Origin of the sequence: Actinomycetospora soli (assembly GCF_021026295.1) — a bacterium.
GTDB classification, from domain to species: domain Bacteria; phylum Actinomycetota; class Actinomycetes; order Mycobacteriales; family Pseudonocardiaceae; genus Actinomycetospora; species Actinomycetospora soli.
Genome location: NZ_JAJNDA010000036.1, coordinates 23,430 through 33,027, shown reverse-complemented (window position 1 = coordinate 33,027; position 9,598 = coordinate 23,430). Strand labels below are relative to the sequence as shown.

Sequence of the window (9,598 nt, the reverse complement as noted above, 5' to 3'; positions counted from 1 at the left end):
GCGTGCCGTCGCCGGACATGAAGCTCGAGGCCGACTTCCAGCCGTTCTTCTCCCACGGCGGGTCGCTGCGCTCGTCCTGGTACGGCGACTGCCTGCCCAGCCGCGACTTCCCGATGCTGGTCGACCTCGCGCTGCAGGGCCGGTTCCCCCTCGACAAGTTCGTCACCGAGCGGATCTCGCTCGACGACGTCGAGGCCTCCTTCGACAAGATGCACCACGGCGACGTGCTGCGTTCGGTGGTGATCCTCTAGATGGTGGGCTACGGAGACACGGTCGGGAGCGGCGTCAACGACGGCGGACCCGTCGAGAACGTCGTCACCTCGGGCAAGTTCGAGCTCGACGGCGGGTCGTGGGACGTCGACAACAACGTCTGGATCCTCGGGGACTCCAGCGAGGTCGTCGTCATCGACGCGGCGCACGACGCCCAGGCCATCCGCAAGGCCGTCGGCGACCGCAACGTCACCGCGATCCTGTGCACGCACTCGCACAACGACCACGTCAACGCCGCGCCGGCGCTGTCGAAGGCGCTCGACGCGCCGATCCTGCTCAACCCCGAGGACCGGGTGGTCTGGGACCTCACCCACCCCGACCTCGAGCCGGACGGTCAGCTCGAGGACGGCGAGACGTTCACGATCGCCGGGATCGACCTGAAGATGATCCACACGCCCGGACACTCGCCCGGGTCGACGTGCTTCTACGCCCCCGACCTCGGCGTCGTCTTCACCGGCGACACCCTGTTCCAGGGCGGGCCGGGCGCCACCGGGCGGTCGTACTCGGACTACGGGGTGATCCTCGAGTCGATCGAGCGCAAGCTGTTCGCCCTGCCCGGCGAGACGATCGTGCGCACCGGACACGGGGACCACACGAAGATCGGCGACGAGTCGCCGCACCTCGAGGAGTGGAAGAAGGCCAAGGAATAGGCCTGCCCGACACGCGGTTCCCGGCCGACCCCTACCCCGGGGTCGTGCCGGGGACCTCGTTCCTGCACGACGACGGGCTCACCCACGAGCTCGTTCCCGACGACGGGTGCCGCGGCGGCCGGCGGGTCGGTGCGGTCGGCATCGACGACCTCCTCGACGTCCCGCTCGCCGCGCGGGTACCGGTCCTGGCCTACGGCTCGAACGCCTGCCCGTCGAAGATCACCTGGTTGCGCCGCGAGCTCGGTCTGCGCGGGCCGGTCGTGGCGCTGCGCGTGACGGTGTCGGGGGTCGCCGCGGTGTGGGCGGCCGGGCTCCGTGTCCGGGACGACGCGCGCCCGGCGACGCTGGCGGTCACCTCTGCCGGTGACAGCAATGCGTCACTGCTTGCACCCAGCGCCAGGAAAGCCACATCGTCGGTCGGCCGGAGGCTCGAGGCCGACGATGTGGAGTTGCTGGCGTCCAGTGCCGGCAGTGACGCATTGTTGGCACCGGAGAGCCACCACGTCTGGCTGGCCACCCCCGAGCAGGTCGCCGTGCTCGACCGGTGCGAGGGGCGGGGCGCCCGCTACGACATGGCGTGGGTGCACGCGTCCACCGTGCTCGACGAGCGGGGCGTGCGGCTCGACCCGGTGCTCGCGTACTGGCCGGCGTCCCCGGTCCGCGCGCCCCTGCTCGTCGACGGCGCCCCGGTGCGGGTCCGCGACGTGGCCCAGGACGACGCGCGGCACCTGACCGGCGAGCCCGCGGAGGTCCCGGACGGTGCGGCCACCGTGGTCCCCGACGGCTGTCCCGACCCGCGGTCGTGGCCGGACCGGGTCTTCGTCTACGGCACCCTGCAGCCGGGGGCGTCCGCGTGGTGGCGGCTCGCGTCGGCCGCCCGGGAGACCGCACCCGCCGTCGCACGCGGGCAGGTGTACGACACCGGCCACGGCTACCCGGCTCTCGTCGCGGGACCGGGTACCGCCCGCGGGCACGTCGTCACGCTCGCCGACCCGGCCCGGGCCCTGCCGGCGCTCGACGCCTACGAGGGTCCGGACTACCGGCGGGAACGCGTGGTCGTGTACCGCGCGGCGAAGGCCGAGCTCGCCTGGGCCTGGCTCTGGGACTCCCCGCCCCCGTCGGACTGGCCGACGGTGACCGGCTCCTGGTCGGACGCCTCCCCCGACCCCTGATCGGTCGCGTCCTCGTCGTCGCGCGCGTGCCGCGGCGGGAGCACGGTGACGGGCACCGAGACAGCGAGCCGACCCGCCGTCGGGACGAGGACGATGCGGTCGGGGCCCGGACGCGGCTCGGTCACGGACTCGTCCGCGGGCGGCTGCTCCTCCGCAGGCGACTGCTCCCCCGCGGGCGGCTGCTCCTCCGGCACCGACCCGCCGTCGGGAACCGCCCGGGACCGACGCAGCAGCAGGGCGGCCCGGGCGAGCAGCGCGAGGCCCGCGAGCAGGGCGATCCCGGCGACGGCGAACGCGACGAGCGCGAGCACCGGCGACTGCAGGCGCGGCGCCTGAGTGATCGCGAGCGGGGCCGCGGCGGCGAGCAGCGCGACGGTCACGACGAGCACGACCAGCAGCCGCATCCCCCACCCCCGCCCCACGTGAACCACGGACCCCCGGCCCGGTCATGCTGCTCGATGCGCAGCCGATCACTCCAGCACCCGCCCGGGTTCGACCTGATCACGATCGGGTGGCGGGCCCGGAGTGGACAGCCCGTCGGGGGGCCGGGACAGTGATCAGGTGCTCGAGATCGACGGCGTGTCGAAGCGGTACGGCGCGGTCCGGGCGCTGCACGACATGACCTTCTCGGTGCAGCCGGGCGAGCTGTTCGGGTTCGTCGGCGCGAACGGTGCGGGCAAGACGACGACGATGCGGATCGTGCTCGGCGTGCTCGCCGCCGACGCCGGCGAGGTGCGCCTCGACGGGCGGCCGATCGACGCGGCCCGACGCCGCCGGATCGGCTACATGCCCGAGGAGCGCGGCCTCTACCCGAAGATGGCGGTGGGCGAGCAGCTGCGCTACCTCGCGGAGCTGCACGGTCTGGGCGCCGCCGACGCGAAGGCCAGCGCGCAGCGCTGGACCGAACGCCTCGGGATCGCCGACCGGGCCGGCGAGGAGGTGCAGAAGCTCAGCCTCGGGAACCAGCAGCGCGTCCAGCTCGCGGCCGCACTCGTCCACGAACCGGACGTCCTCGTGCTCGACGAGCCGTTCTCCGGGCTGGACCCGGTGGCGGTGGACGTCATGAGCGCCGTCCTGCGGGAACGCTGCGACGCCGGGGCGCCCGTCGTGTTCTCCTCCCACCAGCTCGATCTGGTCGAGCGGCTGTGCGACCGGGTCGGGATCGTCCGCGACGGCACGCTCGTCGCCCGGGGGCGGGTCGACGAGCTCCGGGCCGGCGACGCCTCGGGGGCGTCCACCGTGGTCGTCCACGCCCCCGACGCCGTGGCCGGCTGGGCGGACGCCGTCCCCGGGGTCACGGCGAGCCGCGTCGAGCACGGCCGCACCGTCGTCACCCTCGACGCCGGCGCCGACGACCAGGCGCTCCTGCGGGCCGCTCTCGCCACCGGCCCGGTGCACGAGTTCACGCACCGCCGGCCGTCGCTCACCGAGCTGTTCCGGGAAGCGGTCGGCGAGCGGGCGGCCGCATGAGGACCGTCCTGCTCATCACCCGCCGCGAGTTCCTCGCCCGGGTCCGCGGCCGGGCGTTCGTCGTCTCGACCGCCGTGATCCTGCTGATCCTCGTGGGCTACTCGCTGTTCGTCTCCTCGATCGACCCGGGCGGCGACTCCGGCACCTCGACGATCGCCGTCGCCCCGGAGACCGAGGCGATCACCCCGTCGCTGCGCCTGGCCGCCGACGACCAGGGGCGGATCGTGCGGGTGCTCCCGGTCGCCGACGCCGCGGCCGGCCGGGCACTCGTCGCCACCGGGGACGCCGACGCGGCGCTGTCCGGTCCGCCGACGCGGCCCCGGGTCGACGTCGACCGCTCGCTCGGCAGCGGCACCGGGTCCGTCGTCACCGTCGCGACGACACTGCTCGCGCAGCAGCAACTCCTGCCCGATCCGGCGGCCGGCGATGCCGCCGTCGCGGCCGCGGAACCCGTCGTCGTCGCCGCGCGGCCGGACGACCCGGCGCAGGGCCTGCGGATCGGCCTCGGGGCGTTCGGCGCGTTCCTGCTGTTCTTCTCCATCCAGACCTACGGCGCGATGGTGGCGCAGGGCGTGGTGGAGGAGAAGGCCAGCCGGGTGGTCGAGCTCGTGCTGGCCACGGTCCGGCCATGGCAGCTGCTGCTCGGCAAGGTGCTCGGGCTCGGTGCGGTGGGGTTGTTGCAGCTGGTCGTGCTGACCGGGGCGGGACTCGCCGTCGCCGGGACGGCCGGGCTCCTCGTCGCCGGGGCGGGGATCACGGGGACGCTCGTCTCGGTGCTGGTCTGGTACCTGCTCGGGTTCACGCTGTACGCGACGGTCTACGCCGCGCTCGGCTCGCTGGTGTCGCGTCAGGAGGACACGCAGAGCGTGCTGACGCCGGTGTCGATCGTCGTGCTCATCGGCTTCATCGCCGGGTTCAACCTGGTGCTCTCGGCCCCCACCTCGACCGCCCTGACGGTGCTGTCGCTGATCCCGCCGTGGACCCCGCTGGTGATGCCGGCCCGCATCGCGCTCGGCGGCGTCCCGGTCTGGCAGGTGGCGCTCGCCTTCGTCCTGACCGCGGCGTTCACTGCGCTCGTGCTCTGGCTCGGCGGCCGGATCTACGCCCGCTCGGTGCTGCGCACCGGCGCGCGGGTGTCGTGGCGGGAGGCCCTCACAGGGCGTTGAACCGGGTGAGCGCCTCCTGGCGCTCGGCCTTGTGGTCCACGATCGGCGCGGGATATCCCGACGGCGGGTCGGGCAGCTTCCAGGGCTGGTGCACCTTCTTGCCCTCGATCCCGGCCAGCTCCGGCACCCAGCGCCGCACGTAGTCGCCCTGCGGGTCGAACCGCTCCCCCTGGGTCACCGGGTTGAACACGCGGAAGTAGGGCGCCGCGTCCGTCCCGGTGCCGGCCGCCCACTGCCAGCCGTGCTGGTTGGAGGCGAGGTCGCCGTCGACCAGCAGGTTCATGAAGTGCTCCGCTCCGCGCCACCACGGCAGGTGCAGGTCCTTGACGAGGAACGACGCGACGGCCATCCGCATCCGGTTGTGCATCCACGCCTCGCCCTGCAGCTGGCGCATCGCCGCGTCGATGGCCGGGAAGCCGGTGCGGCCCTCCTGCCACGCCGCGAACTTCTCGTCGGCCTCCTTCCCGGAGTCGAGCGGGATGTGGTCGAACTTCGGGTCGAAGTTCTCCCGGGCGCTGCGCGGGAACCACCAGAGCACGTGGCCGTAGAAGTCGCGGAAGCACAGCTCGTTGCGGTACGAGGTCGCGCCCTTGCCGTCGCCGCGCGCGTCGGCGAGCAGGGTGCGCGGGTGCACCGTGCCGTACTTGAGGTGGACGCTCATCCGGCTCGTGCCCGGCTTGTCGGGGCGATCGCGCGTGTCGTCGTAGTCGGTGAGGTGCTCGTCGACGAACGCCTCCCACTGCTCGTGGGCGGCCGTCTCCCCGGCCTCGGGCAGCTCGGCGTCGACGGCCGGGTCGTCGGGGACCTTCACCGCGCGGGGGCCGCCGTCCTTGTCCGACGGGTCCATCCAGTCCAGCGTCCGCGCGTCGGTGTCCGCGGGCGCGCTGTCGCGGATCCGCTTCGTCCACTCCCTGGAGAACGGGGTGAACACCTTGTACGGGTCGCCGTCGGACTTCGTGATCGTGCCCGGCTCGGTCAGGTACGGGGAGCCGGAGCGCACCAGCTCGACGTCGCCCAGCGCCTTCTCCACCGCCTCGTCGCGCTGCCGCCCGTAGGGCCCGAAGTCGGCGGCGACGTGCACGGAGTCCGCGCCGACCGCCCGGGCGATCCGCGGGACGACGTCGGCCGGGTCGCCCTTCACCACGAGCAGCCGGCCGCCGAGGTCCTCGTCGAGCGCGCGCAGGCAGCGGAAGAGGAACGCCGTGCGGCGCGGCCCGGCCGGCTCCAGCAGCGTCGGGTCGAGGACGAACAGGGCGAGCGCCCGGTCGGCGCGCTCCTTCGCGGCCAGGAACGTCGGCTGGTCGCGCACCCGCAGGTCGCGGCGGAACCAGACGACGGCGGTGGAGGTCGCGGAAGCCATGCCGGACAGGTACCCGCACCCGTCGTCGGGAAGCCCCCGGGACACGAGCGAAGGGCCCCACCGGTCGAATAGATCGACCGGAGGGGCCCTTCGCTCGGGAACGGGACTAGCGGTTCTCCAGCGGCACGAAGTCGCGCTCCGTCGGGCCCGTGTAGACCTGGCGCGGGCGGCCGATGCGGGTGTCCGGGTCCTCGATCATCTCGCGCCAGTGGGCGATCCAGCCGGGGAGGCGCCCGATGGCGAACAGGACGGTGAACATCTCCGTCGGGAAGCCCATCGCCTGGTAGATCAGGCCGGTGTAGAAGTCGACGTTCGGGTAGAGCTTGCGCTCGACGAAGTAGTCGTCGTTGAGCGCGTAGTCCTCGAGCTTCGTCGCGATGTCGAGCAGTTCGTCGCCGCCGCCGAGCTTCTCGATGATGCCGCGGGCGGTGTCGCGGACGATCGCGGCGCGCGGGTCGTAGTTCTTGTAGACCCGGTGCCCGAAGCCCATGAGGCGGACGCCGGGCTCCTTGTCCTTGACCTTCTTGACGAACTCGTCGGTGTTGCCGTGGTTGTCGCGGATGTTCTCGAGCATCGTCAGGACCGCGGCGTTGGCGCCGCCGTGCAGCGGGCCGAACAGCGCGTTGATGCCCGCCGAGATCGAGGCGAACAGGTTGGCCTGCGACGAGCCGACCAGCCGCACCGTCGACGTGGAGCAGTTCTGCTCGTGGTCGGCGTGCAGGATGAACAGCATGTCGAGGGCCTTGGCGACCTCGGGGTCGATCTCGTAGTCCTCGGCCGGCAGCCCGAAGGTCATCCGGAGGAAGTTCTCCACCAGCGACAGCTTGTTGTCCGGGTAGAGGAACGGCTGGCCGATCGAGTTCTTGTACGCGTAGGCCGCGAGGGTCGGGACCTTCGCGAGCAGACGGACCGTCGAGAGGTCGACGTTCGGCTCGTCGAACGGGTCCAGCGAACGCTGGTAGAAGGTCGAGAGCGCCGAGACCGCGGACGACAGCACCGGCATCGGGTGCGCGTCGGCCGGGAAGCCGTCGAAGAACTTCTTCAGGTCCTCGTGCAGCATCGTGTGCCGCTGGATCTGGTCGGTGAAGTTCTCGAGCTGGGTCTTGTTCGGCAGCTCGTCGTAGATGAGCAGGTAGCTGGTCTCGACGAACGTCGAGTTCTGCGCGAGCTGCTCGATCGGGTAGCCGCGGTAGCGCAGGATGCCGGCGTCACCGTCGATGTAGGTGATGTCGGAGCGGCACGACCCGGTGTTCACGAAACCCGGGTCGAGGGTGATCAGACCGGTCTCGCCGAGGAGCTTGCCCAGCTGGATCCCGGACGAGCCCTCGGTGGCCTCGACGATCTCCATCGTGTGCTCCCCGCCCGGATAGGACAGGGTCGCGGTGCGCTTCTCGCCGTCGTCGGCCATCGAATGCATCCCTCTCACGCTTCTTCGTGCGGGAGGGAGGACCGACACCGGTCGTCGGGGCGGGGACGGTCGGTCCCCGCGCCGGCTCCGGCGTCAGCCCGAGGCGAACTCCCGCGGGTGTTGGGGCGTCGTACGCTGGGCGAACCGTAGCGCTCACGCGGCGATCACCGCAGCACGGGAAACGGTGTCGTCGCCCGTGGCACCGGTCACGATTCCGGTGGGTGGGTCAACTCCGCCCGGGTCGGCGGCTCCGCGCCCGCGCGCGAGCAGGTCCACCCGGCGACGCGCGCGGCGAACTCCAGCGCCGCGCGCCAGTCGTCGGCCGACATCGCCGCGACCGCCGCCCGGTCGAGCCGGTCGTGGTCGTGCAGGTGGGCCAGCAGCGCGGCGTGCACCGAGTCCCCCGCGCCGATCGTGTCCACCACGGGACGGGAGGTGTCGGCGGGCACCTCGACCACACCCGTCGTCGTGAACGCCCGGAGGCCCTCGGCGCCGCGGGTGACCACCACCGCCCCGGCGCCCGCCGCGAGCAGCTCCGCCGGCTCGCGGCCCCACCAGGCGGCGTCCTCGTCGGAGAGCTTGACCAGCCCCGCGACGGCCGCGATCGCGTCCAGCCGGGCCCGGACGACCTCCGCGTCGCCGACGAGGGCCGGGCGGATGTTCGGGTCGAGGCTGACGAACGTCCCGGCCGCGGCCGCCCGCCGGGCGAGCTCGGTGTACATCGAGGCGCCCGGCTCCAGGAGCAGGGAGAGGGTCCCGACGGCGAGCGCGGCCATCTCCGGTTCGCCGGGATCGGCGACCAGCCGGTCGGCCGTCCCCTCGACGTGGAAGGAGTAGCGGGCGTGGCCCACCTCGTCGACGGTCACGACGGCGAGCGTGGTCGGCTCGTCGCCGCGCTGGAGCAGGTCCGTCCGCACCCCGGAGTCGGTGAGCCGGTCGACGAGCGCGTCGCCGAACGCGTCGCTCGAGAGCCGCGTCAGCATCGCCGTCGGTACCTCGAGCCGGCCGAGCCCGACCGCGACGTTGTACGGCCCGCCGCCCAGGCGCGGCGCGAGCGGAGCCAGGGGCCGCTGCTCGATCGGGACGAGGTCGACGAGCGCCTCGCCGGCGGACACGATGGTCGAGCTCCGCTCCGCTCCGTCTCCCGACGACACGATCATCGCAGCGCCTCCACACCCCAGCGGACGGTCCAGGTCGCCCCGGGCTGCAGGACGACGAGGTCGGTGCCGGAGTTGAGTGCGTCCGGCGGACACGTCATGGGCTCGACGGCGACCGCCTTGCCCTCGCGGCCGAAGGGGCTGCCGGGCGTGAACGCCTGGACCCAGCCGACGTTGCGGTCGCCCCAGAGCCGGGTTCCGGTCCCGTCGGGGGCCGTCAGCTCGGCGAGCACGCCCGCGACGCCGGGACGGACCCCGAAACAGGTGTCGAGCTCGAGGTCGGCGACGCGGCGGGGCCGCCGGAGCGACTCGTCGTCGGTGACGGGGCGGGCGGGACCGGTGGGGATCTGCCGGTCGTCGACGTCGAGGACCGTGGCCGTGGGGACCTGCAGCGTGCAGTCGCCGCTCGGGTGGTCCCCGACCCGCAGGTACGGGTGGGTGCCGACCCCCGCCGGCACGTCGCCGTCGCCGGTGTTCGTCAGGACGTGGGTGACGGTGAGCTGCGTCGGCTCCAGCGCGTACGTCGTCTCCACGTGCAGCGGCTGGGGCCAGCCGCGCTCCGCGGGGACGTCGATCGCGAGGGTCACGGCGGCGTCGGTGTGTTCGACGACCGTCCACGGCCGCTTCCGGACGAGGCCGTGGATGGCGTTGCCGTTCGCCGGCTCGGTGACGTCGAGCTCGTGCGTCGTCCCGGCCCAGTCGAAGCGGGCGCCCGCCGTGCGGTTCGGCCACGGGACCAGGACGCACCCGGCGCCCATCGGCGGATCCCCGTCGAACGTCTCCACGTGGTGCGCACCGTCGACGGTGAACGTCCGCAGCCCCGCCCCGACGCCGGTGACGACGACGTGCGCACCGCCCGCGCGGATCTCGACATCGCTCGACGCCATGGCGGCACCGTAGTGGGTCGCGGGGCGAATGGGGACGGTCCACGCAACCGGTTGCCTC

8 protein-coding genes and 1 pseudogene are annotated in these 9,598 nt (G+C 73.1%); 5 read left to right on the top strand and 4 right to left on the bottom strand.

Annotated elements, in window-relative coordinates; all coding sequences use genetic code 11:
* The 5 genes and pseudogenes from LN037_RS30385 to LN037_RS30365 form a co-directional block, all read left to right on the top strand.
* A pseudogene (locus LN037_RS30385) lies at positions 1-251 on the top strand (S-(hydroxymethyl)mycothiol dehydrogenase); the annotation flags it as partial.
* Entirely contained in the window at positions 252-920 is a 669-nt protein-coding gene (locus tag LN037_RS30380) for an MBL fold metallo-hydrolase (RefSeq protein ID WP_230760543.1), read from the top strand.
* A gap of 44 nt (positions 921-964) precedes the next feature.
* Positions 965-2,092 (top strand): gamma-glutamylcyclotransferase, encoded by a 1,128-nt coding sequence (locus LN037_RS33975; RefSeq protein WP_230760541.1) that lies wholly within the window; start codon positions 965-967, stop codon positions 2,090-2,092.
* Between the two features lie 561 nt (positions 2,093-2,653).
* A complete protein-coding gene (locus LN037_RS30370; RefSeq protein ID WP_230760539.1) occupies positions 2,654-3,562 on the top strand; it encodes an ABC transporter ATP-binding protein in 909 nt (302 codons plus the stop codon).
* Complete coding sequence (locus LN037_RS30365) at positions 3,559-4,728, top strand: ABC transporter permease (protein ID WP_230760537.1); 1,170 nt, start codon at positions 3,559-3,561, stop codon at positions 4,726-4,728. Before LN037_RS30370 ends, LN037_RS30365 begins: the two co-directional genes overlap by 4 nt.
* On the opposite strand, the gene LN037_RS30360 is transcribed toward LN037_RS30365, so the two are convergent.
* The 4 genes from LN037_RS30360 to LN037_RS30345 form a co-directional block, all read right to left on the bottom strand.
* On the bottom strand, positions 4,715-6,088 hold the full coding sequence (locus LN037_RS30360; protein WP_230760535.1) for a cryptochrome/photolyase family protein: 1,374 nt from the start codon (positions 6,086-6,088) through the stop codon (positions 4,715-4,717). The genes LN037_RS30365 and LN037_RS30360 overlap by 14 nt on opposite strands.
* A 106-nt stretch (positions 6,089-6,194) precedes the next feature.
* On the bottom strand, positions 6,195-7,496 hold the full coding sequence (locus tag LN037_RS30355; RefSeq protein ID WP_230760533.1) for a citrate synthase: 1,302 nt from the start codon (positions 7,494-7,496) through the stop codon (positions 6,195-6,197).
* A gap of 206 nt (positions 7,497-7,702) precedes the next feature.
* Positions 7,703-8,656, bottom strand: a complete 954-nt coding sequence (locus tag LN037_RS30350) for a carbohydrate kinase family protein (protein ID WP_230760531.1) — start codon at positions 8,654-8,656, stop codon at positions 7,703-7,705.
* A complete protein-coding gene (locus LN037_RS30345; RefSeq protein ID WP_230760529.1) occupies positions 8,653-9,540 on the bottom strand; it encodes an aldose 1-epimerase family protein in 888 nt (295 codons plus the stop codon). The genes LN037_RS30350 and LN037_RS30345 overlap by 4 nt, the downstream gene beginning before the upstream one ends.
* Positions 9,541-9,598 lie beyond the last annotated feature (58 nt).

Excerpts from the sequence above, each read along its gene's own strand:
- LN037_RS30350 (WP_230760531.1), bottom strand. The coding sequence starts at position 8,656 with ATGATCGTGTCGTCGGGAGACGGAGCGGAGCGGAGCTCGACCATCGTG.
- LN037_RS30380 (WP_230760543.1), top strand. The coding sequence starts at position 252 with ATGGTGGGCTACGGAGACACGGTCGGGAGCGGCGTCAACGACGGCGGA.
- LN037_RS30360 (WP_230760535.1), bottom strand. The coding sequence starts at position 6,088 with ATGGCTTCCGCGACCTCCACCGCCGTCGTCTGGTTCCGCCGCGACCTG.
- LN037_RS30355 (WP_230760533.1), bottom strand. The coding sequence starts at position 7,496 with ATGGCCGACGACGGCGAGAAGCGCACCGCGACCCTGTCCTATCCGGGC.
- LN037_RS30345 (WP_230760529.1), bottom strand. The coding sequence starts at position 9,540 with ATGGCGTCGAGCGATGTCGAGATCCGCGCGGGCGGTGCGCACGTCGTC.
- LN037_RS30365 (WP_230760537.1), top strand. The coding sequence starts at position 3,559 with ATGAGGACCGTCCTGCTCATCACCCGCCGCGAGTTCCTCGCCCGGGTC.